At 70.6% G+C, this 22,711-nt stretch carries 21 protein-coding genes; 11 read left to right on the top strand and 10 right to left on the bottom strand.

Annotation, left to right across the window (positions count from 1 at the left end):
* Nucleotides 1-138: 138 nt before the first annotated feature.
* The 3 genes from ACIPAE_RS20060 to ACIPAE_RS20050 form a co-directional block, all read right to left on the bottom strand.
* The gene (locus tag ACIPAE_RS20060) at nt 139-1,590 is read right to left on the bottom strand and encodes an amino acid permease (RefSeq protein WP_328474546.1); all 1,452 of its coding nucleotides are present in this window, start codon (nt 1,588-1,590) and stop codon (nt 139-141) included.
* 136 nt (nt 1,591-1,726) lie between these two features.
* Nucleotides 1,727-2,653, bottom strand: a complete 927-nt coding sequence (locus tag ACIPAE_RS20055) for a hypothetical protein (RefSeq protein WP_329373875.1) — start codon at nt 2,651-2,653, stop codon at nt 1,727-1,729.
* 425 nt (nt 2,654-3,078) lie between these two features.
* A complete protein-coding gene (locus ACIPAE_RS20050; RefSeq protein ID WP_329364402.1) occupies nt 3,079-3,522 on the bottom strand; it encodes a lamin tail domain-containing protein in 444 nt (147 codons plus the stop codon).
* A 240-nt stretch (nt 3,523-3,762) separates the two neighbouring features.
* Between ACIPAE_RS20050 and ACIPAE_RS20045 the strand changes: the two genes are divergently transcribed.
* From ACIPAE_RS20045 to ACIPAE_RS20035, 3 genes are all read left to right on the top strand, one after another.
* Nucleotides 3,763-4,620 (top strand): ABC transporter ATP-binding protein, encoded by an 858-nt coding sequence (locus ACIPAE_RS20045; protein ID WP_366411929.1) that lies wholly within the window; start codon nt 3,763-3,765, stop codon nt 4,618-4,620.
* 242 nt (nt 4,621-4,862) lie between these two features.
* Nucleotides 4,863-5,621 (top strand): ABC transporter permease, encoded by a 759-nt coding sequence (locus ACIPAE_RS20040; protein ID WP_329373873.1) that lies wholly within the window; start codon nt 4,863-4,865, stop codon nt 5,619-5,621.
* Nucleotides 5,622-6,165: 544 nt separating this feature from the next.
* Nucleotides 6,166-6,789, top strand: a complete 624-nt coding sequence (locus tag ACIPAE_RS20035; RefSeq protein WP_402446784.1) for a hypothetical protein — start codon at nt 6,166-6,168, stop codon at nt 6,787-6,789.
* Nucleotides 6,790-6,897: 108 nt separating this feature from the next.
* On the opposite strand, the gene ACIPAE_RS20030 is transcribed toward ACIPAE_RS20035, so the two are convergent.
* A complete protein-coding gene (locus tag ACIPAE_RS20030) occupies nt 6,898-7,914 on the bottom strand; it encodes a glycoside hydrolase family 19 protein (RefSeq protein WP_402446918.1) in 1,017 nt (338 codons plus the stop codon).
* Nucleotides 7,915-8,147: 233 nt separating this feature from the next.
* On the bottom strand, nt 8,148-8,585 hold the full coding sequence (locus tag ACIPAE_RS20025; protein ID WP_402446781.1) for an Lrp/AsnC family transcriptional regulator: 438 nt from the start codon (nt 8,583-8,585) through the stop codon (nt 8,148-8,150).
* 184 nt (nt 8,586-8,769) lie between these two features.
* On the opposite strand from ACIPAE_RS20025, the gene ACIPAE_RS20020 reads away from it, so the two are divergent.
* Nucleotides 8,770-9,750: an aldo/keto reductase gene (locus ACIPAE_RS20020; protein WP_402446779.1), complete on the top strand. Its 981-nt coding sequence runs from the start codon at nt 8,770-8,772 to the stop codon at nt 9,748-9,750.
* A gap of 310 nt (nt 9,751-10,060) precedes the next feature.
* Here the strand turns inward: ACIPAE_RS20020 and ACIPAE_RS20015 are convergent, their stop codons facing one another.
* Complete coding sequence (locus tag ACIPAE_RS20015; RefSeq protein ID WP_402446776.1) at nt 10,061-10,264, bottom strand: hypothetical protein; 204 nt, start codon at nt 10,262-10,264, stop codon at nt 10,061-10,063.
* A 365-nt stretch (nt 10,265-10,629) separates the two neighbouring features.
* Between ACIPAE_RS20015 and ACIPAE_RS20010 the strand changes: the two genes are divergently transcribed.
* Entirely contained in the window at nt 10,630-11,187 is a 558-nt protein-coding gene (locus tag ACIPAE_RS20010) for a 2'-5' RNA ligase family protein (protein ID WP_402446773.1), read from the top strand.
* Here the strand turns inward: ACIPAE_RS20010 and ACIPAE_RS20005 are convergent.
* The gene (locus tag ACIPAE_RS20005) at nt 11,171-12,742 is read right to left on the bottom strand and encodes a helix-turn-helix domain-containing protein (protein ID WP_402446770.1); all 1,572 of its coding nucleotides are present in this window, start codon (nt 12,740-12,742) and stop codon (nt 11,171-11,173) included. The genes ACIPAE_RS20010 and ACIPAE_RS20005 overlap by 17 nt on opposite strands.
* 188 nt (nt 12,743-12,930) lie before the next feature.
* Between ACIPAE_RS20005 and ACIPAE_RS20000 the strand changes: the two genes are divergently transcribed.
* Complete coding sequence (locus tag ACIPAE_RS20000) at nt 12,931-13,692, top strand: DUF4232 domain-containing protein (protein WP_402446768.1); 762 nt, start codon at nt 12,931-12,933, stop codon at nt 13,690-13,692.
* 212 nt (nt 13,693-13,904) lie between these two features.
* The gene (locus ACIPAE_RS19995) at nt 13,905-15,467 is read left to right on the top strand and encodes an FG-GAP and VCBS repeat-containing protein (RefSeq protein ID WP_402446765.1); all 1,563 of its coding nucleotides are present in this window, start codon (nt 13,905-13,907) and stop codon (nt 15,465-15,467) included.
* Between the two features lie 167 nt (nt 15,468-15,634).
* Here the strand turns inward: ACIPAE_RS19995 and ACIPAE_RS19990 are convergent, their stop codons facing one another.
* On the bottom strand, nt 15,635-16,105 hold the full coding sequence (locus ACIPAE_RS19990) for a MarR family winged helix-turn-helix transcriptional regulator (protein WP_402446762.1): 471 nt from the start codon (nt 16,103-16,105) through the stop codon (nt 15,635-15,637).
* Between the two features lie 108 nt (nt 16,106-16,213).
* Between ACIPAE_RS19990 and ACIPAE_RS19985 the strand changes: the two genes are divergently transcribed.
* The gene (locus ACIPAE_RS19985; protein WP_402446759.1) at nt 16,214-17,197 is read left to right on the top strand and encodes an amidohydrolase family protein; all 984 of its coding nucleotides are present in this window, start codon (nt 16,214-16,216) and stop codon (nt 17,195-17,197) included.
* A 407-nt stretch (nt 17,198-17,604) separates the two neighbouring features.
* Here ACIPAE_RS19985 and ACIPAE_RS19980 read toward each other — a convergent pair whose 3' ends face one another.
* Nucleotides 17,605-18,342 carry a dienelactone hydrolase family protein gene (locus ACIPAE_RS19980; RefSeq protein ID WP_329364377.1) on the bottom strand — a complete coding sequence of 246 codons (738 nt, stop codon included), beginning with the start codon at nt 18,340-18,342 and terminating at the stop codon, nt 17,605-17,607.
* Nucleotides 18,343-18,620: 278 nt separating this feature from the next.
* Here ACIPAE_RS19980 and ACIPAE_RS19975 point away from each other — a divergent pair, with 278 nt between their 5' ends.
* Together ACIPAE_RS19975 and ACIPAE_RS19970 are read left to right on the top strand one after the other, a co-directional pair.
* Nucleotides 18,621-19,058, top strand: coding sequence for a hypothetical protein (locus ACIPAE_RS19975; RefSeq protein WP_402446757.1), 438 nt, complete (start codon nt 18,621-18,623; stop codon nt 19,056-19,058).
* A gap of 162 nt (nt 19,059-19,220) precedes the next feature.
* Nucleotides 19,221-20,048 (top strand): lipase family protein, encoded by an 828-nt coding sequence (locus tag ACIPAE_RS19970; protein ID WP_402446755.1) that lies wholly within the window; start codon nt 19,221-19,223, stop codon nt 20,046-20,048.
* A 220-nt stretch (nt 20,049-20,268) separates the two neighbouring features.
* Here ACIPAE_RS19970 and ACIPAE_RS19965 read toward each other — a convergent pair whose 3' ends face one another.
* A complete protein-coding gene (locus ACIPAE_RS19965; RefSeq protein ID WP_402446753.1) occupies nt 20,269-21,603 on the bottom strand; it encodes an MFS transporter in 1,335 nt (444 codons plus the stop codon).
* 56 nt (nt 21,604-21,659) lie between these two features.
* Between ACIPAE_RS19965 and ACIPAE_RS19960 the strand changes: the two genes are divergently transcribed.
* Complete coding sequence (locus ACIPAE_RS19960) at nt 21,660-22,658, top strand: helix-turn-helix domain-containing protein (protein WP_329364369.1); 999 nt, start codon at nt 21,660-21,662, stop codon at nt 22,656-22,658.
* Nucleotides 22,659-22,711: the final 53 nt, after the last annotated feature.

Here is a 22,711-nt window from a genome sequence, read left to right as displayed (position 1 = left end):
GCCGGCATGGTGCCGGTCCGCCGGCGCGCTGCCGGTCCTCTGCCGGGCCGCTCCGCCTGGTCGTCCTGCTGGATCGTCCCGCTGGAACTCCCCGCTTGGCTACTGCCTGGTCCGCTGCGTCGGCGCGGTGACCGCCGCTCAGACCAGGTCCATCGCCGCGACCTCGTCGGGACCGCCGTAACTGACCGGTCCGTGGAAGGACTTGCGGGCCGTGGCGAACCACCACAGGGTCGCGATCACCAGGACCGCCGCGAGGGCGATCGGTGCGTAGTTGAAGGTGCTCGCGGTGATCGGGGTGGCCTGCGGCAGCATGAACAGCACGTTGCTGGTGATGATCCACAGTACCGCGACGATGCCGACCGGCTTGCTCCAGCGGCCGAGGTGCCACGGGCCGGCGGCGAACTCGTCCTTCAGGCGCAGCCGCAGGAAGATCGGGATGCCGTAGGAAAGGAACAGGCCCACCACGTTGACGCTGACCACGGCGCTGAACGCGGTGTGCGACCACCAGCCCGGCAGCACCAGCACCAGCGAGGAGGCCGCGGCCAGCCAGACCGCCTTGACGGGCGTGCGGGTGCGCGGGGAGACGGAGTGCCACAGCCGCGAGCCGGGCATGGCGCCGTCCCGCGAGAACGCGAAGATCATGCGGGTGTTGGAGGTCATGTTGGCCAGGCCGCAGAAGAGCATGGCGCCGATGATGATGACCAGGATCGCCTTGGACAGGCCCTGGCCGAGCGCGTCGATCAGGATCTGGACCGGCGGCGCGGACGACGTGACCTCGCTGCCGTAGTCACGGATCGAGTACACCAGCGCGACCATGAGGATCAGGCCGGTGATCGCCGAGTAGCCGATGGCGCGCACGATGCCCTTGGGGGCGTTGACGGTGGCCTGGACGGTCTCCTCGGACATGTGGAAGCTGCCGTCGAAGCCGGTGAAGGTCCAGCTCGTGACCAGCAGACCGAGCAGCCCGGCGTAGATCGCGCTGTGGAAGCCGGTGGTGTTGACGTAGTGGAAGGCGTAGCTCGCGTGCTGGTGGTGCGAGGGCACCGAGATCAGCGAGATCACGATCACCAGCAGGCCGATGATCAGCCACCACACGGAGATCCGGTTGATGAGGGCGACCAACCGAACGGTGTACGTGTTGAGCAGCGCGTGGACCAGCAGGATGGCCGCGGTGATCAGCACGGTCTTCTTGAGCGTGGGCGTGTAGTCCCACTGCATGGCTATGTACGACTGGATGAAGGTCGCGGCGGCGTAGTCGGTGGCGGCGGTGCCGGCCACCTGGCCGATGAAGTTGAGCCAGCCGGTGTACCAGGACCAGGCGCCGTTGTGCCGCTTGGCGAGCTTGCCCGCGGAGAAGTACAGCGCACCGCTGGTCGGGTACGCCGAGGCGATCTCGCCCATGGCGGCCCCGACGAAGAGCACCATCACCGACACCCCGATCCAGCCGAAGATCAGGATGCGCGGGCCGCCGCCGGCCATTCCCATCCCGAACGCCGAGAAGATGCCGGAAATGATGTTGATGATGGTGAAAGAGATCGCGAAATTGTCGAATGCCCGGAATCGCCGGGTCAATTTCCGCGGGTAGCCCATCGCATGCAGCGTGGCGTCGTCGTCCAGGGCGATCGGTGCCGCCTGGTCCGTTCTCCTGTCGCGGCTGGTCACTGCTGGGTCAGACATGCGAACCGTCCATTCTGGTGGGATCTGGTCGACCGGTACCGGTATGGGCTCACGGACCGCCGGGCACGGTGAGGCCGCATGCCTCTCGGGCCTTCGTGAGCTGTTCCTCCGGGGCGCCGAACGCGCTCCAGGGCATGCGTGAGGCATACGGGCCCATCAACATGAAGGCCGCCCGCGCCTCGAACTCCTTGCGCGCCATGACCAGCGCGTGCGCGAGGTACGACAGATCCACCACCGGCGTGAACCGGTAACCGGCCACGTTCGGGAGCCACTTGTGGTAAATGCTCAACGCCGCGGTGCTCCACGGCGGTTGCTCCCACATCTTGTAGGCGAGTGGTGCCGACGGGTTGTAGTTCTCGACCAGGGCCACCAGGGGGAGCAGCGACAGCGGTGATCCGCTGGGGGCCCGTTGACTCAGGAAGGCGGCCACGTCCCAGACTTCGGACGCGCGGCCGCCGTTGCGGGGGAAGTAGATGGACAGGAAGCGGTGGTGCGCTTCGCGGTTCCAGGGGTCGAGCCGCAGGATGTGGGACAGCAGCCGCCAGGGTCCGGGCGGCGCGGTCAGCAGGCCCTGTGGGGCCGGGTCGAAGGACCGATGGAAGCGGGCCAGGGCGAGTTGGGCCACCCATGGGGTCGGGTCCTGCGGTGCGTGGCCGGCCGCCTGCTGGCAGGCGGCCAGGGCTATCCGGGACAGCGCGGTGGCGCGGTCGTCCTTGCTGTCCGCGGCGCGCAGGGCCCGCAGGACGGCGACCCGGGCCCACAGCAGCGCCGACTCGGCGCAGGGCTCCTCGGCGACCCAACGCTCCGTCAGGTCCGAGTCCCATGCCTCGGAGGCGAGCACCAGCGAGCGATGCGCGCGTAAGCCGAAGTCGTCCTGCGTCTCCCGCAGGGTTTCGGAGGCGCTCAGGTAGCGGCCCGCCTGCACATCCACGCAGGCGTCGGCCAACTGCCGGTCGTCGGCGGCGGAGTGCCAGATGTACCGTCCTTCGAAGGACGGGTGCCGCGGCTTCTTTCGTGGCTCGCGCTGGTGCCGGCTACTCACCGTGCATCCCCGTCCTCAGTCTCCATCGTCGGCGCGTGTGTCGGTCGCCAGTAGAAGCCGTCTCCCCGGTGGGGCGGGGGTGGTCACGGCTGTCAGAACGCGCCAAAACGGAAATTCCGCCCTGAGCCGCGCTTGGCCCGGGAATTACTCGGAGTTGACGGGGGCTGACTCTACGAGTGGGTTTCCCGGCGTGTCAAATACCTGCTAACGCCGTCTCACCCGCCACTCGCCTTTGTGCCTTTGATACTCCATGGATACCAAAACGTCCCTCCGAAACGGCGGAGGGACGGCGATCGTCACGACGATCCGCCGCCCCTCCTGGTGGCCCGTTCCGCCCTACCCGGCGGTTGGTCGAGGCGTCAGCACATTTTGTACGCGACCCGCGTCGAGTTGTACGAGCAGGTGTCGATCTTGGTGCCCTTGGAAGACCTGAGCGTGGCCGTGTCCTTGTCGTTGTTCCAGACGTACGCGGAACGACCCTGATACCGGTTGGCGGCCGTGTTGCTCCCCTTGCCGGTGTGTATGGTCACGGTTTTGTGAGCGCCAAGTGTGTAAGTGGTGAAGGTGTACTTGTGCTTCGACGCATCCGTTAGGGTCCAACCTTTCAGACTCGCCGACTTGCCGGTGGTGTTGGATATCTGCACGTACTCCGCGTTGAGGCTCGCGTTCGTCCGCCGGTCCACCCCCGGGCTGTTGTAGTAGATCTTGTGCAAGTGCACGGACCCGGCCGACGCGCTCGCCGGAGTCGGCACGAGCAGCGCCCCGGCGACGGCCGCACCGGCCACGGACCCGGCGGCGAGCATGCGAAAGCGATTCATGATGTCCCTGACGTCCCCTGATCGATCCCGGGTGCCCCCCTGGCGAACCCGGTAGGACAGTCAGAGTAAGGACGAACCCCCCGCACCGCCCGCCCGTTATCCAACCGGGACACAACGGCACCCACGTGCGGCCGTCAACCAGGCGCGGACCCAGCCTCGTTCATCCGTTCGTACGGTTTCGCCGTTCCCGTTCGAGCGGCGGCCCCAGCGCGGCACACTGGTCGCATGGCTGAGGGGGACGCGGTACGCGTACGGGGGCTTCGCAAGCGGTACGGCGACGTCATGGCGGTGGACGGGCTCGACCTGGACATCAGGGCGGGCGAGGTGTTCGGCATCCTCGGGCCCAACGGTGCCGGAAAGAGCACCACCGTGGAGATCCTCCAAGGCCACCGCTCCCGCGACGAGGGCGAGGTGACCGTCCTGGGCGCCGACCCCGCCACCGCCGACCGGGCCTGGAAGGCGCAGGTCGGCATCGTATGGCAGGACGAGTCGGCGGTGAGCGAACTGACCGTCGGTGAGACGGTCCGGCACTTCGCCCGCTACTACCCCTGCCCGCGCGACCCGGCGGAGGTGATCGCGCTGGTCGGGCTCGAAGCGAAGGCCGGCAGTCGTGTCAAAGCGCTCTCCGGCGGCCAGCGCCGCCGGCTCGACGTGGCCCTCGGCGTGATCAGCGACCCGAGGCTGCTGCTCCTCGACGAGCCCACCACCGGCTTCGACCCGGTGGCCCGGCGGCAGTTCTGGGAACTGATCCGCTCCCTCGCCGACGAGGGCACCACCATCATCCTCACCACGCACTACCTGGAGGAGGCCGAAGCCCTCGCCGACCGGCTCGCCGTGATCACCGCGGGCAAGGTCGTCGCCGAGGGCGCCCCCGGCACGCTGGCCGGCCGCGCCGACGCCCGCACGACCGTCCACTGGACCGGCCCCGACGGCACCTCGCACGCCGAGGAGACCGACACCCCGACCCGCGTCGTCACCGAACTCGCCCGCCGCTTCGACGGGGAGATACCCGGACTGCGGGTGACCCAGCCGACCCTTGAGGACGTCTACCTGCGACTCATCGGACAGGAGGCCCCGCGATGACCGCCGCGAATGCCCCGACTCCCGCGGGCCACCCCGATCCCGATCCCGAGCCCGCGTCCGGTGCCGGCCCGCGCGCCGGCCTATGCACCGACCCAGACGCAAGTCTCGGCACCGACCCCGGTCCCGCCGAGGGGCGAGGCGCGGGCGGCACCAGCCGGGGCGCCGGCCGTCGCGGCGGCCACGACGGCACCGCCACCGCACGGCTGCCCGGCGCCTGGCAACTCGGTCTGCACCGGGGCGCGATGGAGATCAAGCTCTTCTTCCGTCAGCGTGAGCAGGTCGTCTTCACCTTCGCCTTCCCGATCATCTTCCTCTTTCTCTTCGCCTCGATCTTCAGCGACAACATGAAGAACACGGGCACCAGCGCCTCCCAGTACTACGTCACCTCGATGATCGCCTCCGGCATCATGTCGACCAGCTTCCAGTCACTGGGCATCTCGATCGCGATCGAGCGGGACGAGAAGGTGTTGCGGCGGCTGCGCGGCACCCCGATGCCCCCGGCCGCGTACTTCCTCGGCAAGATCTGGCTGGTCTTGACCACTGGCATCCTCGAAACTGCGATCCTCCTCGTCTTCGGCACCACCGTGTACGGCGTGGACCTGCCCTCCACGCCCGTCAAGTGGCTGACTTTCGGCTGGGTGTTCGTCCTGGGCATCACCGGATGCGCGCTGCTCGGCATCGCGATCAGCAGCGTGCCGAAGTCCGGACGCAGCGCCACCTCCGTGGTGGTCCTGCCCTTCCTGGTGCTCCAGTTCATCTCCGGCGTCTACATCCTCATTGACACGATTCCGAACTGGATGCTCACTGTCGGCTCCTTCTTCCCGCTCAAGTGGCTCTGCCAGGGGCTGCGCGGGGTCTTCCTCCCGCAGGCGGCCGCGGCCCTCGAACCGGCGGGCGCCTGGGAGTTCGGCCGAACCGCCCTGGTCCTCGCCGCGTGGTGCGTCGGCGGCCTCTTGCTGTGCCTGTTCACCTTCCGCTGGAAGAACCGCAACGACGCGTGAGACGGCGTCTGACCCGAGGAGAACAGTGCGGCCTGTGGGTGAAGGAGCCCTCGGCGACGTCGAGCTCGGCCGGCCCGCGCGGGATCGCGGTGAGCGGGTGCCGGTGCCGGCGGGATGGAGGGGCCGTGGGGAGGCGCATGGTCGTGTCCGTCCATGGCGCCGGCGCGTGGCCGTACTCGATCGCGCCCGCGGGAGAGATGCGGAACGCCTGCGGATCGGTGGACGCGGGCGGTTTGCAGTACTGACGTTGATTCGATTCCATAGCCATGGACATGGCATCCTCGCATTTCCTGTTCGCGCGGTGAAAGGGGCCGACGCCGGTCCCGTCCCGAATAGGCGTGCTCCGGCCTCGTTTTCATCAACGCTACGACCTGCGGCGGGAGTCGTCATCCCCCCACGGGTGGAGCCCGGGTGGATAAATTTCTCCACCCGGGAATCAACCCGGGGGTGGAGGACGCGGCGCCTTCATCGCCGTACATTTTCGAGCAGCGGGAAATCCCCGCCCGGGTCGTCAATTCGCATATAAGCGGAAGGGACAGTCGCCGTGAGCCAGCTGCGAGGCTTTCTCCCCTGGATCGTGTTCGCCGTAGTGTCGAGTCTCGCCTGGCAGTGGGCGGCGCTTCTGGCGCTGGCCCTTGGCGTGCTCTCTCTGGTGAAGGACCGCAGGGCGGGAGTGACCGCGGACGCGCAGATATTGGAGTTCGGCACGGTTGCCTACTTCGGTGCGCTGACCGCGGTGGCCTTCGCCGACCCCCACTCGCCGCTGCGTGATGTCGCCGGCGGACTGTCCTCGGCGTGGCTGGCGCTGATAGCAGCGGTGACGCTTTTGGTGCGGCGGCCGTTCGTCCTGGGCATCGCCAAGCGGCATACCGCACCGGAGGTTTGGACCACTCCGCTCTTCCGGCGCACCTGCACGGTGCTCACCGGCGCCTGGACGATCGGTTTTACGCTCAGTGCAGTTGCGACCCTTGCCTGCGAGGCCGCCGGCTCCGGGACTCTGCCCCGGGTCATCGTCCAGGTCCTCGGCTTCGGCCTGCCCGCCGCGTTCACACGCTTCTACGTCAAGAAGGTCCGCGATCGTGCCCGCGGCTCTCACGGCTCCCACGTCCCGGCGATAGCCGTCGGCGGCGAGACGACGTTCAGTACCGTCCCGCCGGCCGGCCGGTGACGGCCCGGCGGCGGTGCGCTCGCGGTGGTCGTCGTCCCGGCACGCCGACGCGCCCCGCCGGGGGCGGGGCGCGTCAGTGCGCGGTGCGCGGGTGGAGCAGGGTCCGGGTCAGCAGGAGAGGTTGCTGCCCGCGGGGACGCCGAGGATGGAGGTGAAGTTCTCGTAGGCGTTGACGCGGTCCTGGACCTCGGCGGGGTTGCCGCCGTTGCACTCGATGCTGCCGTTGATGCTGCGGATGGTCTCGCCGAAGCCGGCGCCGTTGACCATGGCGTCGTGCGGGGTCATGGTGCCCGGTCCGGTCTGGGTGTCCCAGTACCAAAGTCCGGTCTTCCAGGAGATGGCGGGATCGGTCTCGACGAGGCTGGGGTTGTCCAGGAGGTCGACGCCGAGCGCGTCGCCCGCGGCCTTGTAGTTGAAGTTCCAGCTGAGCTGGATGGGGCCGCGCCCGTAGTACGAGTAGGTGCCGGCAGGGCAGCCGTAGGGCTCAGAGGCGCAGTAGTTGCCGGACTTGTCGATCTCGGTGACGTAGACGAGGCCGCCGGTCTCGTGGCTGACGTTGGCGAGGAAGGCCGCGGCCTCCTGCTTCTGGACGGTGTCGCTGCCGGTGGTGGCGAAGCCCGGGTAGGCGCTGAGGGCGGCGGTCAGGCCGGCGTAGGTGTAGAAGGAGTTCCGGTTCGGGAACATCTGGTTGAACTGCGCCTCGCTGACCACGAATGCGCCGTTGGTCGGGGGCGTGGTGCCGCCACCGCCGGAGCAGCTGTACGGGCTCCAGTACCAGGTGCTGATGGTCGGGTCGTAGCCCGGGTTGTCGTGAGTGGCGATGTAGTCGCTGCCGTTGGTGTACTGCACGATGTCGCCGGTGACGTAGTTCTGGCCCGCGACCCAGGCGGGGTAACTGCAACTGTCGTTGCCGCCGGTCGAGCCGCCGGTGCCACCGCCCGAGTTGCCGCAGGCGCCCTGGTCGGCCCAGACGTCGGCGGAACCGGGGGTCTCGCCCTGGGTCCACCACTTCGCCGACCAGTTGTGCGCGTTGTAAGAGGCGGTCTGGCCGCCCGTGTAGACAGAGGAGGAACTCCAGGCGGCGGCGCAGTCCGTGGCTGAAGCGGAGGATGCGAAGGGGACCATGACCGCCAAGCCGACCGCGACCGCGAGCGCGGTGAGGAAGGCGATGAAGCGTTGTCTCGACACGTGCCACTCCTTGTGGGGGTGCGAAGTGGGACCGGAGTCAGCACTCAAACGGAAATGGTCTGAACCTGTCAATAGTCCAGACCAATTCTGAGGGGTCGACGGGAGGTCCAACGGGGCGGATTCGGCCCGGTGTTCACTCATGGGCGCCCGGTGCTGCCCGTGGGGGAGTCCTATTCGGCGGGTGAGGGGAGTGGAAGGGGGCGTGGTGGTACCGGGGTCACCACGACGAGGGATGTGGTGGTCTGGCCGTAGAGGAGGAACTCGTCGAGGACGGTTTCGAGGCCGTCGATGGTCGCCGTGTGGATCTTCAGCAGTAGGCAGTCCTCGCCGGTGAGCCGGTGGCATTCGCTGACCTGTTCGTGGTCGGTCGCGAGGGCCATCAGGTTGGGCAGTTGTCCGGGGCCGGGCCGTACCCGTACCAGGGCGGTGACGGGCAGGCCGAGTGCGGACGGGTCGACGGCCATGCGGAAGCCGGTGATGATGCCGTCCTCCTCCAGCCGGCGCACCCGGTCGGTGACGGCGGGCGCCGACATGCCGACGATGCGGGCGAGGGCGGACATGGACAGGCGTGGGTTGCGGTGGAGTTCGGCGAGGAGTCTGACGTTCATCTCGTCCAGGGCCGGGTGTGGCTCGCCAAAGGAAATCCGCCTCTTCTTCTTGGATTTTCCAGGCACATTCGCTCCTTGGGCTTCAATATCGGCTTCAACGGAAGCCCGGTGCAGAGGAGAATAGCCGGGCGGTCAAGGTCGTAAACAGCGAATACGACGCCATTTCGGCGGGACAAGGGGAAGCATGCGGTATTCGCGCGTCGGGTCGTCCGGCCTGGTCGTGTCGCGGGTCGGGCTGGGGATGATGAGTTACGGCTCCACCTCGCGCCGCGCCTGGCACCTGGACGCTGACGCGGCGCTGCCCCTGGTGCGGGCGGCGGCGGAGGCGGGCGTGACGTTCTTCGACACCGCGGACATGTACGACCAGGGCGCGAGTGAGGAGGTCACCGGCACTCTGCTGCGCGAGGTCTTCGGCTCCCGCGACGACTTTGTGCTCGCCACGAAGGTGTACTTCCCGATGGGCGACGCGCCTACCTCGCGGGGCCTGTCCCGCAAGCACCTGCACGCCGCGGTGGACGCGTCGTTGCGCCGGCTGGGCACCGACCACATCGACCTGTACCAAATTCACCGATGGGACGACGCGACCCCGATCGAGGAGACGATGTGCGCCCTCGACGAACTCGTGCGGGCGGGAAAGGTCCGATATCCGGGGGCGTCCAGCATGTACGCGTGGCAGTTCGCCAAGGCGCAGTACACCGCCCGCGCCCACGGGTGGAGTGGATTCGTGTCGATGCAGAACCTCTACAACCTCGCCTACCGCGAGGAGGAGCGGGAGATGATCCCGCTCTGCCGCGACCTCGGCGTCGGCGTGCTGCCGTACAGCCCGCTCGCCCGCGGGTTCCTGACCGGCAGCCGCACCCGTGGCGGTGGACGCAGCACGGTCCGGGGCCGCAGCGACCCGCTGGCCGAAGAGCACTACACGGACGACGACTTCACCGTGGTGGACACGGTGGCGGAGGTCGCGCGGGAGCGCGGGGTGCCGCCGGCGCAGGTCGCGCTGGCGTGGCTGCAGGGGCGGCCGGGGGTCGTCTCGCCGATCGTCGGGGTGACCCGGCCCGCGCATCTGGACGACGCGGTCGCCGCCGTCGAGTTGGAGCTGGACGACGCAGAGGTACGGAGGTTGGAGGCTCCGTACCGCCCGCACCCGGTGCTGGGGCACGGGTGACCGTCGGACGGTGGAGCCCTGCGCCGAGCGCCCTCCGGGTCGGCTCGCGGCTGTCGGGTGTCCCCACCAGCGCGCCGCCCGCGGTGTTCATCCTGTGCAGCGCGGTCTTCCCCTACCTCGGACCGTCGCTGGCGGTCCTGCTCTTCTCGCGCGTCGGGGTCCTGGGTGTCGCGTGGCTGCGGATCGCGGGCGCGGCCGCGGTGTTCCTGCTCTGGCGGCGCCCGCTGCGGGTACTCCGGCAGGCGGCCCCGGCCCGACGCGGGCTGTTCGTGGCGCTCGGCGTGCTGCTCGCCGCGATGAACGCGATGTTCTATCTGGCCGTCGACCGGCTGCCGTTGTCGACGGTGGGGCGATCGAGTTCCTCGGGGTGGTCGTCCTGGCCCTCGTCGGGACCCGCAGCGGCCGCAACCTCGCCGCGCTCGCCCTGGCCGTCGGTGGGGTGGCGGTTCTCACCGATGTACGCCTGGCCGGTGAGCCCCTCGGGTTCGGCGATGCCGGCACCGCCTTCGTTCACCTGCTGTGGCTGCTGTGGCTGCTGTGGCTGCTGTGGGGGATCGGGGTGGGAGTCTGCTCCTCCGTCATTCCCTACGCCAGCGATCAGTTGGCCATGGCCCGGCTGCCGCGGTCCGTCTTCGCCTTCCTGCTGGCGCTGCTGCCCGCGTCGTCCACCGTGATCGGGCTGGTCGTGCTTGGCCAGATACCCACCTGGCGCGACATCATCGGTGTGGCCGCGGTGATCGCCGGTGTTGCGATACGCCAGGAGCGGCCGGACACGTCACGACCAGGGCCGGGCCGGGGCCGGGCCGAAGCCGGTTCAGGTCTCGCCGGGGCGCGGTCTCCCGCGGTCAGGGCCCGAAAGGTCGCGCAGACAGGAGCAGCATGCAGACCACGCAGCGCGCGCAGGAGGAGGACGGGTGGCCGGACATCCCCGGCGACACCGCACTCACCATCAAGGTTCCCGAGGCGGACCCGCTGGTCCGGGTCGGGTTCCCCGCGCATGTGACCGTGCTCTACCCGTTCCTGCACGAGAGCCGCATCGACGCGCGAGTCCACCGTGAACTGGCCGAACTCTTCGCCGGGCACGACGCGTTCACCCTGACGTTCGGCGAGTTCGGCCGCTATCCCGGCGTGCTCTACCTCGACCCGTGGCCGCACGATCCGGTGGTCGCGCTGACCAAGGACCTCACGCGGCGCTGGCCCGAAGCGCTGCCGTACCGGGGGATCTTCGGTCCGGGGCCCGGCCCGCACCTGACGGTCGCGGTCAGCGACGACCCCGCGGACTCCGGCGCCGCGCACGACGCGTGCGAGGCCGAACTCGCCGCGTCCCTGCCGCTGACCAGGCACGTCCGCGCGGTCCACCTGATCGTCTGGGACGGCACACGCTGGCGGGACCGTACCGCGTACGACCTTGGGAAGCCGGTCAGCTGTCGCGCTTGATCCAGTCGCTGCCGCCGTTGGGGTAGTCGTAGCCGGGGCGGTCGACGTCTGCGCTGGTGTGGAAGGGGGTGCCCTTGTCGTTGATGCTGATCGTGCCGCTGCGGGTGCCGCTGGACCAGTCCAGGCTCAGGTCCCAGCGGACGTCGTGCGCCTTGGTGTGCGCGGTGACGTAGAAGACCTCCGGGTCGGACTCGCTGACCTTGTAGGGGAAGTTGCGCTGACCGTTCAGGACCGTGGCCGTGGGGCTGCCGTTGTCGAGGTCGATGTCGAAGGTCTTGACGTCCACGCCGCCACCGCAGCCGACTCCCATCGAGTAGTCGTTCCAGGCGAGCGGGGCGCCGCTGCTGATGGCGCGTACGTGCAGCGCCTGTAGGACGACGGTGTCCGAGCCGGTGCCCTGGATGGTGAGGGCGATCCGCTGCTCGCCCGAGGAGACCCCGCCGTACGCGGCGGCCCAGCGCGGCGCGTCCTGCTCGTTCCCGGGCGGGCCGACCTGCGCGGGTGCGCTGTCGACGAGGAAGTGCTGGCGGCACGGATCGTCGAAGGCGTAGGGGCGGACGCCGACGGTGAGCGGGGTGCCTTTGCTGCTGCTCCCGGTGGGCGTCGACTTCGCGCCCTGGGTGGTCACGCCCTGCGGGGCACCGGACGTGCTGCTGCTCGCGGGGGTCGACGGCGACGCGGAGCGGGTGTGCCGCGACCCGGTCGGCGACGGGGTGGTGGACGGCGCCTTCGCGTCGGCCGTGTCGCTGCTCGCGGTGGCGCCGACGGCCTGCTGGTCACGGCCGTTGTCGCCGGCCCGGTCCCATGGGTGCGCCACGAGCGCCGTCGTCGCGAGCACGGCGGCCGCCGCGGCGGAGGCGATCAGCGCGTTGCGGCGCCGCCGCGGCGACGAGGGGCCACGCGGCAGCCGCACGACGACCTGGCCGTCCGGCTCGTCCGGTCCGCCGTCCGCGTCCTGCGCGGGTCCCGCTGTCAGTCCCGGTGCGGGCGACGGTCCAGGGGAGGAGGCGGGAAGTGCCGCGGTACGGTCCGACTCGGCCGCTGATCCGGTGCCCGCCGTCTGCGGCGCGCCCGCCTCGGCCGCGGGATCGGCCCAACCGGCGCCCTGAGCTGAATCCGGGGCTGAATCCGGGGCCGGGGTCGGGGTCGGGGCAGGTGCGGGGGCGGGGGCCCACGCCGTGTCCGCGGCCGGACCGGCTGCCGCGCCCGCCGCCGCGCCCGCGACCGTACCCGCGCCGGCGTCACCCGAAGCCGCCGCCTCCGCCCGCGTCGCCGCCGCCTGGTCCCCCCTGACCCTGCGCGCCTCGTCCGCCAACACCCAGCGCCGATGCAGTTCCACGAGTTCCTGCGGGGTCGCCCGGCACGCGCGTGCGAGGCGTTCCACCGGCGCGTACTCGTTCGGGACCGCGGTCCCGTTGCAGTAGCGGTGCAGCGTCGACGTGCTCATGTGCAGCCGCTTGGCCAGCCCCCCGTAGCTCAGTCCCGAGCGGTCCTTGAGCTCGCGCAGAAGCGTCGCGAACTGGTCCGTCTCCCTGGCTCCTGCCGCACCCGACACCCGTGCCTCCATTTCGCAGTGTCCCGTTCCAGCGTTCCAGGGGCACTGTGTTCCCCCTGCTCAGAGCGGCGTTCTGCGTTCCAGTGTCCCCAACTGTCCGCCGTGCGTGGCGGTTGGGACGGATCTCCCCACAAGCTCCCCTCATCCAAGCACTCCGACCACCAGAACCGCGAAAGAGGTACGACCTCATGTCCATCATCCGAAACACCCGTAGCCGTCTCCTCGGTGCCGCCGCGACCGTCGTGCTGGGCGCGCTCTCCCTGACCGCGTGCGGTGACGACGGATCGGGCAGCAGGAACGAGGGTGCTTCGACGGCCGACGTCTCGGCGACCCTGGCGCCTTCGGCGGGTGTCACCTCGGCGGGCGCTTCCTCGGCGGCGGGTTCCACGGCCGCGGGTTCCGCTGACGGCGTGTCCGCGCCGGCCACCACGGCGCCGTCCGGGGTCAAGCCGTCGGCGGGGTCCGGTGCCAACCGGCCGGCGGCGAAGGGTGTTCCCACCAAGGTCCCGGCCGCCTCGGGGAAGCCGGTCACGTGCCAGGGCTCCGACACGAAGGTGGTGGCGGCCCCGTTGAACCGTCCGGTGAACCACATGCTGCTCACGGTCACCAACACCGGCAGCAGGACCTGCTATCTCTACAACTACCCGGAGCTGCGGTTCACCGGCGCGCAGGCGGTGCCGCCGGTGATCAAGGACTCCGTGCCGCAGGCCGTGGTCACCCTGGAGCCGGGCCAGTCCGGCTACGCCTCGGTCGCCTTGTCCGCGAGTGACGGCAGTGGCACGAACGGCCGCACGGTGAAGAGCCTGGAGGTCTACTTCTCCGGCCGCTCCGGTGTCGGCAGCGTCGGCAGTGCCGCCCACCCCCCGCTGCCCGCCAAGGGCGTCTACATCGACGACTCCCTCGCCACCACCTACTGGCAGCAGACGATGGACCTCGCCCTGGCCTGGTGACCCCGGCGAACGGCCGGCAGTGAAAGCCGAACGCCGAAACGCCGAATCGCCGAAAGCCGAGAGCCGACCGCCGACAACGGCCCGGGCCCGTCGCGGGCCCACGGACCGATCCCTTCCGCCCGTACAACTGTTCCCCGGGCCGGTGAGTCCTACGTCGCGGGAGTTCACCGGAACATCATCCGGTCGTCGCATCATCGTTGAACGGAGCCCGAATGTCTCAACGTATCCCCCGTCGCGCCCACCGGCTGGCGCTGGCGGCTGCCGTGGCCGTGGTCAGCGCGGTGGTCGCACCGGCGGCGGTGGCCCAGGCCGCCCCCGGCGGCACCGCGCACGCGGCCACCGCGGGGGCCAAAGCCACCCAGAAGGCGCAGGTCGTCGACTTCAACGGGGACGGCCACGCCGACATGGCGGTCGGTTCGCCGTACGGGACCGCCAGCGGCAAGTCCGAGGCCGGCTACGTGTCGGTGGTGTACGGCGCGGCCGGCGGCGTCGACCAGGCGAAGCACTACCTGTTCGCGCAGGACAGCCCCGGAATCCCCGGCGGCTCCGAGGCACTTGACCGGTTCGGGTCCACGGTGGTGCCGGTGGACCTCAACGGTGACGGCTACACCGACCTCGTGGTCGGCGCCTCCGGGGAGGACATCGGCACCGACGCGTCCGGTGTCGACGCGGGCATGCTGACCGTGTTGTGGGGCAGCGCGTCCGGTCTGGGCAACGCCACCGCCATCGACACCGGCGCCACCGCGCACGCGGGGGTCGGCGCCTTCCTCCAGGCCGGCGACTTCAACGGCGACGGAAAGCAGGAACTGGTCACCTCCTACGGCAGCCAGACCCTGCGGACGCTGTCCGGGATCGGCACGGACGGCAAGGTCGCCTCGGTCTCCGACCTCAACCTGTGGGATATGGAGGGCGGCGACACGGTGAGCCTGCACAGCATCGCGGCGGGCGACATCAACGGCGACGGCACCACCGACCTCGTGGCCCTGGTCACCGACACGGACGAGCCCGACTCCTACCGCGGCTACCTGCTGCTGGGCGGCGCGAACGGTTTCACCTACACCGGATACGCCAAGCAGACCAGCGGGATGCGGGTGCCCGGCCAGAGCGTGGCGATCGGCGACGTGAACGGCGACGGCTACGGGGACATCGTCTTCGGCCACAGCACCGACTACTACGACAGCGACGAGGACCTGCCGGTCAAGGGCGGCGCCGTCACGATCGTCTACGGCGGCGCCCACGGTCAGAGCACCACCCTCCCGCCGGTGTGGATCAACCAGGACACCCCGGGCGTCCCGGGCGTCGGCGAGACCGGCGACGCGATGGGCGCATCCGTGGCGGTCGGTGACGTCAACGGCGACGGGTACGCCGACGTCGTCGCGGGCGTGCCCGGTGAGGACTACGACGGGCTGACCAACGCGGGCTCGTTCCTTCTCCTGCTCGGCTCCTCGAAGGGTGTCACCGGGACCGGCTCCCAGGTCTTCACGCAGAACTCCGACGGCGTACCCGGCGCTTCCGAGAGCGGCGACAAGTTCGGCGCCGTGGTCGGCGCGCTCCCGGCGACGCCCTCCGACCCGGCGCAGGTGGTGATCGGCGACCCGGACGAGAACGCCGGCACCGGCGCGGTCTGGGTGCTGCACGGCACCACCACCGGTCTGACCGGCACCGGCACCGCCAACTTCGGCTCCTCCACCATGGGCACCAGCGGGGTCGGCGCCTACTTCGGCGAGGAACTCAGCACCACCCCGGCCGACGTGGACATCAACGAGGGCGTCTGAACCCTCGCCCCGTCAACGGCCGGCCATTGACCGTCAACGGTCGCCTGCCAACGGCCGGCCGTCGTGCGCCCGCCCCGACTGACGGGCGGGCGCACGCACGTTCCCGGCTACGCCAATTCGGGCCACGCCAATCCGGGCCACACCAAACCGGGCCACACCAATCCGGGCTACGCACCCTCCGCCGTGGACGCACGGTCCACGGCGGCGGTGTCACCCCAGCCCTGTTCGAGCGCGTCACGCAGCGCCGTGACCCGCCGCTTCCCGATCCGCTGCGCCAACTCCGCCTCCAGATCGTCGAGTACGTCCAGCGCCTGCCGGCGGCGGGTGAGACCTTCCGGCGTGAGCACGACGAGCTTCGACCGTCCCGAGCGGGGGTTCGGCACCACCTGGAGCAGCCCGAGGGCGGCGAGCTGGTGGACCATCTGATGGGTCGCCGGGGGACTCACACCCATCTGCCGGGCCAGGTCGGACATCGGCATGCCGTCCGGATCGAGCTGGCTCAGCAGCGTCGCGTGCGCCGGACTCACCCCGCCGGCGCCGTCCTCAAGGTGCGTGGTCACGGCCGTACGGAACCAGTTGTGCGCCCGCCACAGCAGCTTGGCGAGCGGTTCCTGGGTCGACTTGTCTTCGCTGGGCACCGTGTTACCGTAGCACCGAGAACCATTAAGCTACTTAATGGTTTACGCGGTGCCCGCCGCCCTTCCGCCGACGGCACCGCCGATCCGTGACTCAAGCGGAACGGATGGATGAGAGGCGCTCCGATGAAGCTGATCGCCCTGGAGGAAGCGTTCTGGTACGACGAGCTCCAGACCAAGGGCTCGCCGGTCGGCCATATCCCCCTGAAGCCCGAAGTGCTCGCGAACGTAGGGCGGTTGCTGCCTGACTTCACCGAGTTCAGGCTCGCGGACATGGACCGGAACGGCGTCGACCTGCAGGTGCTCTCGCTGACCGCCCCCGGTGTCCAGACGCAGCCGGACCCGCGGATCGCGGTGGCCGACGCCCGCAAGGCCAACGACTTCCTCGCCACCGTCGTCGCCGAGCACCCGGGCCGGTTCCAGGGCCTGGCCGCCGTCCCGTTGCAGGACCCGAGGCGGGCCGCGGCCGAACTGCGCCGCGCCATCGGGGAACTCGGCCTGTGCGGCGCCCTGGTCAACGACCACACCCTCGGCCACTACCTGGACGAGCCGCAGTACGCGCCGTTCTGGGAGACCCTGCACGACCTCGGCGTCCCGCTCTACATCCACCCGAACCCCGTGCCGTCCGACCACTGGAACGTGGTCAAGGGGTACCCGGGGCTGGAGCACGCGACGTGGGGCTGGAACCACAGCACGGGCGGGCACGCACTGCGGCTGGTCTTCGGCGGCGTCTTCGACCGGTTCCCCGGCGCCCGGATCATCCTGGGGCACATGGGCGAGTTCCTGCCCGCGCAGCTCTACCGCGTCGACGCCCGCTACCGCGATCTCGACCCCGACGTGCAGCGGCCGCTGAAGAAGGCGCCCTCGGAGTACTTCGGAACGAACATCGCGATCACCACCTCCGGCGTGTTCTCGCACGCGGCGCTGGTCGACGCGATCCAGACCATCGGCGTCGACAACGTGATGTTCTCGATCGACTACCCGTTCGAGCCGACCGCGACGGCGGCCGAGTTCATGCGCACCGCGCCCCTGGCCCCACCGGACAAGGCCAAGGTCGCGCACGCGAACGCCGAGCGCATCCTGCGGCTCACCTAGGTGTATTGACCCGTTTCGTTTGGATCATCGGGCGGACCAGATGAGGATGCCTGCGAGGTGGAGTCCGGCGAGGTGGATGGTCGCGGTCTTGCCGTAGGTGGTGGCGAGGCCGTGCCATTGCTTCAGCTGTGCTCGCGGATGGCGCGTGAGGCGTAGGCCTTGTCGGCCGGGACCACATCGGGCCGGGTGCGGGGCCGCCCCCGCGGCCATGAATGCGCGGCCGCACAGCCCGCGCCCTGTCCGCGCGATCCGTACGCGAACGCACCTCGTACTGCGGCGACTTGACGGCGAGCAGGGGGCATGGGTCGAACCGGTCCTCACGGCATGGACGGGCCGCCAGCATCCGGCCCGCGGGCACGGCGGCCGATCAGGCGGGGCAGGAGGGGGCCCGGGTCATACCGCCCGGGTCATACCCCCAGGTCCTCCGTCACGGGCAGGCACTCGGCGAGCAGGTCGACGACGTCGCGCCAGGCGCGCCGCGCGTGCTGCGGGTGGTAGCCGACGCCGGGGACCGCGGGGTGGTCGACCGGCGGGTGGTGGAAGGCGTGCAAGGCGCCGCCGTAGACCGCGAGGCGCCAGTCGACGCCCGCGGCCTGCATCTCGGCGGTGAACGCGTCCCGTTGCGCGGGCGCCATGATCGGGTCTTCCGATCCGACCCCGGCCCACACCGGGCAGCGAATGCGCGCTGCCTCGCCGGGTCGGCCCGTGATGGTTGCGTTGACCGTCCCGATCGCGCGCAGGTCGACGCCGTCGCGGCCGAGTTCCAGCGCGATGGCGCCCCCGGTGCCGTAGCCGACGGCGGCTATCCGGTCGGGGTCGGTCCGCGGTTCGGCGCGCAGCACGTCGAGCGCCGCGTGGCCGATGCCCCGCATTCGGTCGGGGTCGGCGAGCAGCGGCATGCAACGGGCCAGCATCTCCTCGGGGTCGCCCAAATAGCGCCCGCCGTGGAGGTCGAAGGCCAGCGCGACGTATCCCAGTTCGGCGAGCGCGTCGGCCCTGCGGCGCTCGACGTCGCTGAGCCCCATGCCCTCCGGTCCGAGCAGCACCGCGGGCCGGCGGTCGACACCGGCCGGGAGCGCGAGGTGCCCGATCATCGTCAGACCGTCGGCCGGGTACTCGACGGTGCGGGTCGTCATCGTTGTCATGAGTCCGGACTGTAGTGATCGTCGAGCCCGGTCGGGCCGGGGTTCACCGCCGGCAGAACAGCCCGGGTCTCCCTCTGACGAAAGGCGGCGAGGGCCCACCAGAACCGTTGCGAACCCGTCGATGCCGTCGATGCCTTCGTTCCGGCTCGGCCGGCGCGGTCAAGGCGGCAGGCGGCACTGCTCGTTGGGGTGAAGCAGACCCGCACCGCTGGCTACCCAAAGGAGTCATCGGCCACTGTGAGTAGCGATCCGATCGGGTTCGTCGAGGAGGCTCTCCCATGATTGCTCTCAAGAAGTCGCAGGTCATCGCGGTGACGGTGGTGGCCGTGTCCGCGCTCACCGCCGGAGCCGTCGCGGCCGCGCCGCCGGACAGGGCACCGGACAAGGCACCGGCGGCCGTGCCGGTCGCCGTCGCCCCCTACGCGCGGGCCGCGGCCGTCGTCGCCGCGGACGGCACGCTGGTGCGGGCGAAGGCCGTCTCCTCGGTCAAACGGGTGGCGCTCGGCGAATACTGCGTGAAGGTCTCCGCGTCGGGCTTCGACGTCAGGACCGCGGTGTCGGAGGTCTCGGTGAACCTCAGCGGCGGCAAGCGCGTGTTCATCGAGGTCGCCCGCTCCACTCAGCCCCTGTGCGGGAACAACGCCACCACTGTTCTGGTCCAGACGTCCTCCGCGACCGCCCGGCTCAACGCCGCCTTCACCCTGGCCGTCCTCTGACCCCTCACCGCCGGCCGGCGGCAACCGCGTGAACTCCGATCGCCGCGGGCCCCCTCCCCGCGGCAACCGCGTGAACTCCGATCGCCGCGGGCCCCCTCCCGGTCCCCGACACCCGGCCACCCCCGCCGGCCGCCGGAACCGCCTTTCGCGAAGGACACCTTCATGACCATTCCCGCCCTCGACCACGCGGCCGGCGGCTACTCGCTGCCCCACGCCTACTGGATGGCCCGCGCAGCCGCGCTGGCCACCTTGGACCAGGACGGCATCCAGGCCCAGGCGTCCGCCTGGGGCTTCGACCGGGTCCGGTACTTCGAGTCCACGCATCGGATGCCGTTCCCCATCGAGGACACCCAGGCCTACGTCATGGCCGACGATCAGATGATCATCGTGGGCTTCCGCGGCACCGAGGTCGCCAAGATCCGCGACTGGCTCACCGACGTCGACACCCCGCCGGTCCCCGGGCCCGCCAACACCGGCTTCGTCCACTACGGCTTCCACCAGGCCCTGCAGTCGGTCTACCCGCAGATCCGCGACACCGTCGTCGACTTCCGCGACCACGGCCAGAGCCTGTGGTTCACCGGCCACAGCCTCGGCGCGGCCCTGGCCATGCTGGCCGGCGCCCGCCTGTACCTGGAACAGCCCAGGCTGCTCGCACACGGCATCTACACCTTCGGCCAGCCCCGCACCTGCGAACGCCTCCTGGCCGCGGCACACAACAAGGCCTTCGCCGACCGCTGCTACCGCTTCGTCAACAACAACGACATCGTCCCCCACCTCCCACCGGAGCCCGCCTACACCCACGTCGACGCCCTGCGCTACTTCGACGCCGACGGCCGCCTGCACCACGCCATGCCACTGCTCGCCACGCTCCAAGACCGCGCCAAAGGCGTGGCCATCGACCTGCTCGCCCCCGAGACCGACGCCATCAAGGACCACCACCTGCCCAACTACATCGCCGCGCTCGAGAAGAACATCACCGCGACGCCCTGACCCCACCGCCGTCGCCCAGCCGCCCGGCCCTTCGGGCGGGAGCGACGGCCCCCGGAGCGAGGGGGCTTCGTGGCCACCGAGGTTCACGTGGACGACGTTGCCCTCGACAAGCCATGAACCGTCGCAGACCGGCGCCGCGGCCGTGGTGGCAGAACCGGGCATCTCCGCACCCCGTCACGCTACTTGCGGGGAAGGGGTCGTCACGGGACGTCACGGGCCGTCACGGGCCGGTGCGGGTCCCCGCGGGTGGCATGGGGGCCCAGCGCCGTTCGGCTCGCCGAGAGACGGCGGGCATGGCCAGTGCCGCGACGGCGAAGATGGCCGCCAGTGTGCACCAGCCGGCCGTGCCGTGCGGGAGGACCAGAGCGGTGACCACGACAGGGCCCAGTGCCTGGGTCACGGAGACGCCGGTTTGGAAGACGCCTTGGTAGGCGCCTTGGGCGTGGTCGGGGGCCAGGGCGTAGCCGAGGGTCCAGCTGCCCGCCTGGGAGGTGACCTCGCCGAGAGTGAGCAGCAGGACGGCGGTCAGCAGGATCGCGGTGGCCGCGGTGGGGTTGTGGTGGGCGGCGGTGGCGGCGGTGGCGCAGGCGAGCGCGGTGAGCAGGCCGCCCGTGCGGAAGGAGCGGGCGGCCGTGGGCAGGTCGCCGGTGTGGCGGGTGGCGCGGACCTGGAGTGCGACGACCAGGGTGGTGTTGAGGACCAGCAGCGTGCCGACCAGGGGCCGAGGGGCGTGGGTGTAGTTGACCAGCCAGAGCGGCAGGGCGACTTCCAGCACGACGTAGAGCATGTTGACGATCGCGTTGAGGGCGGTGACGGCGAGGTAGGGGCCATCGCGCAGTGCGCTTGCCGGGCGCTTGCCGCGGTGTTCGTCGTCCGCCGCCGCCGCCGCGGGGGCGGGGGCGAGGTGGGCGGGGACGGTGCGCAGGGGGATGAGTGCCAGGAGGAAGGTGGCCGCGTTGATCATGATCGCGGCCTGGTAGGCGCCGGTGTGGCCGAGGGCGACGACGGTGGTGCCGAGCGCGGCTCCGGCGCCGATGCCCACGTTGTTGACCGCGCGGAGCAGGCCCAGCGCGGGGGTCCGGGTGGTGGCGGGCAGGCTGTGCGCGTAAAGGGTGCTGCGGACCGTGCTGTTGGCCCGGCTGCCGGCGGTCACGGTGCAGGCCAGCAGGAGGAAGGCGGGGTAGCTGCGGGCGACGGCGAAGCCCGCCATCGCGACCGCCTGCGCCAGGTGCAGGGCGACGAGGGCGGGCTTGGCACCGTACCGGTCGGCCGCGCGGCCGGCGGGGAAGGAGGCGAGGATGCCGCACAGGCCGGCCACCGTCAGGGCCAGGCCCACCTTGGAGGCGGAGTAGCCCAGACCGTGGGTGAACCAGAGCGTGCTGACGGTCAGGAACAGGCCGTTGCCGAGCGCGTTGATCACGAGCAGGACGGCGAGCGCCCGCACGACGGGGTCCGTCCGGGGAGAGGAACCACCCGGCGCGGGCGGCAGTGGGGCGGGCGACGGGCGTCCGGTGGCGCCGGGGGTACGGGCGTCGGACGGCGGTGCGGTGGTCATGCGCGCCAGCCAATCCGCCGTGCGCGGGGGGCAGAAGGAGTTAAGACTGGGGCTTAATGATTCGCTTCCGACTGGAGACCGCCGATCTCGCGGCTACCTCCTTCGCCTACTCTCCGCTCCAGGAGACCGTCCTGAGCCTGCGGCTGTGGGCCGGACACGCTGCTCGCCTGCCACAACTGCGCGGCCTGCGCGAAGCGATGCGCCCGGCCTTCGGCCGGCTCGACCAGGAACTGCTGACCTCGCTGGTCGCGCGCCGCCGCTACTGGGTGCCCGACCTGCTCACCCCCCGTCCCCACACCCCGGCCCCCGACATCCGCGCCGAGCTCACCGCCCTGCGCCGCACCGACCCGCTCCTGCTCGGACCCGACCTGGAACGCACCTTCCTGCCCCTGGGCGAACCCCTTCCGCCGCCACTGGCCGCCGGGCTGCTGGACCCGGCCCGTCTCCTGACCCGGATCGCCGACGAGCTGGAGGCCTACTGGAACGCCTGCCTGCTCCCCCATTGGCCACGCATCCGCTCCATCCTGGAGAGCGACCTCGCCCACCGGGCCCGCATCCTGGCCGAACACGGCGCAGCACACCTGTTCACCGACATCCACGACCGCCTGACCTGGACCGACGGCATCCTGAGCGTCCAACGCGGCGGCCGCCGGAGCGACGATCTCGCGGACATTCCCATCGACGGCCGACGCCTGCTGCTCACACCCAGCTGCTTCGTCGACGGCGTCTCGACCATGCTCAGCCTCGACGCCCCGCCCCACATCGTCTACACCGCACGCGGCCTGGCCCTCCTCGGCGAGAACCCAGCCCCCTCCGCGCCCCGGCCGCTGGAGTCGCTCCTGGGCCGCCCACGCGCCCGGCTCCTCGCCCTGCTCGCCGAACCCGCCACCACCACCGAACTCGCCCACCGGCTCGGCGTCACCCCCTCCGCGGTCAGCCAGCACCTGTCCGTGCTCGCCGCTTCCCACCTGGTCGAACGCACCCGCCACGGACGCCGGGTCCTGTACCGGCAGAGCGCCCTCGGCGCGGCCCTCCACAACCCCCAGGACACGTAAGCCGACCCGACCGCCGCGGTGTACGCCCGAAGCCGGCCATCACTTCGCCGGAG

The organism is Streptomyces sp. NPDC087270, assembly GCF_044744625.1.
GTDB lineage: Bacteria > Actinomycetota > Actinomycetes > Streptomycetales > Streptomycetaceae > Actinacidiphila.
The sequence above is the reverse complement of the archived record's forward strand: the minus strand, read 5'-3'. Positions and strand labels throughout refer to the sequence as shown.

Bases quoted from the DNA above. Each gene is read 5' to 3' on its own strand.
- ACIPAE_RS20060 (WP_328474546.1), bottom strand. From the start codon at position 1,590: ATGGGCTACCCGCGGAAATTGACCCGGCGATTCCGGGCATTCGACAAT.
- ACIPAE_RS20050 (WP_329364402.1), bottom strand. From the start codon at position 3,522: ATGCTCGCCGCCGGGTCCGTGGCCGGTGCGGCCGTCGCCGGGGCGCTG.
- ACIPAE_RS20045 (WP_366411929.1), top strand. From the start codon at position 3,763: ATGGCTGAGGGGGACGCGGTACGCGTACGGGGGCTTCGCAAGCGGTAC.
- ACIPAE_RS20040 (WP_329373873.1), top strand. From the start codon at position 4,863: ATGGAGATCAAGCTCTTCTTCCGTCAGCGTGAGCAGGTCGTCTTCACC.
- ACIPAE_RS20030 (WP_402446918.1), bottom strand. From the start codon at position 7,914: ATGGTCCCCTTCGCATCCTCCGCTTCAGCCACGGACTGCGCCGCCGCC.
- ACIPAE_RS20025 (WP_402446781.1), bottom strand. From the start codon at position 8,585: ATGAACGTCAGACTCCTCGCCGAACTCCACCGCAACCCACGCCTGTCC.
- ACIPAE_RS20020 (WP_402446779.1), top strand. From the start codon at position 8,770: ATGCGGTATTCGCGCGTCGGGTCGTCCGGCCTGGTCGTGTCGCGGGTC.
- ACIPAE_RS20010 (WP_402446773.1), top strand. From the start codon at position 10,630: ATGCAGACCACGCAGCGCGCGCAGGAGGAGGACGGGTGGCCGGACATC.
- ACIPAE_RS20000 (WP_402446768.1), top strand. From the start codon at position 12,931: ATGTCCATCATCCGAAACACCCGTAGCCGTCTCCTCGGTGCCGCCGCG.
- ACIPAE_RS19995 (WP_402446765.1), top strand. From the start codon at position 13,905: ATGTCTCAACGTATCCCCCGTCGCGCCCACCGGCTGGCGCTGGCGGCT.
- ACIPAE_RS19985 (WP_402446759.1), top strand. From the start codon at position 16,214: ATGAGAGGCGCTCCGATGAAGCTGATCGCCCTGGAGGAAGCGTTCTGG.
- ACIPAE_RS19980 (WP_329364377.1), bottom strand. From the start codon at position 18,342: ATGACAACGATGACGACCCGCACCGTCGAGTACCCGGCCGACGGTCTG.
- ACIPAE_RS19975 (WP_402446757.1), top strand. From the start codon at position 18,621: ATGATTGCTCTCAAGAAGTCGCAGGTCATCGCGGTGACGGTGGTGGCC.
- ACIPAE_RS19970 (WP_402446755.1), top strand. From the start codon at position 19,221: ATGACCATTCCCGCCCTCGACCACGCGGCCGGCGGCTACTCGCTGCCC.
- ACIPAE_RS19965 (WP_402446753.1), bottom strand. From the start codon at position 21,603: ATGACCACCGCACCGCCGTCCGACGCCCGTACCCCCGGCGCCACCGGA.
- ACIPAE_RS19960 (WP_329364369.1), top strand. From the start codon at position 21,660: ATGATTCGCTTCCGACTGGAGACCGCCGATCTCGCGGCTACCTCCTTC.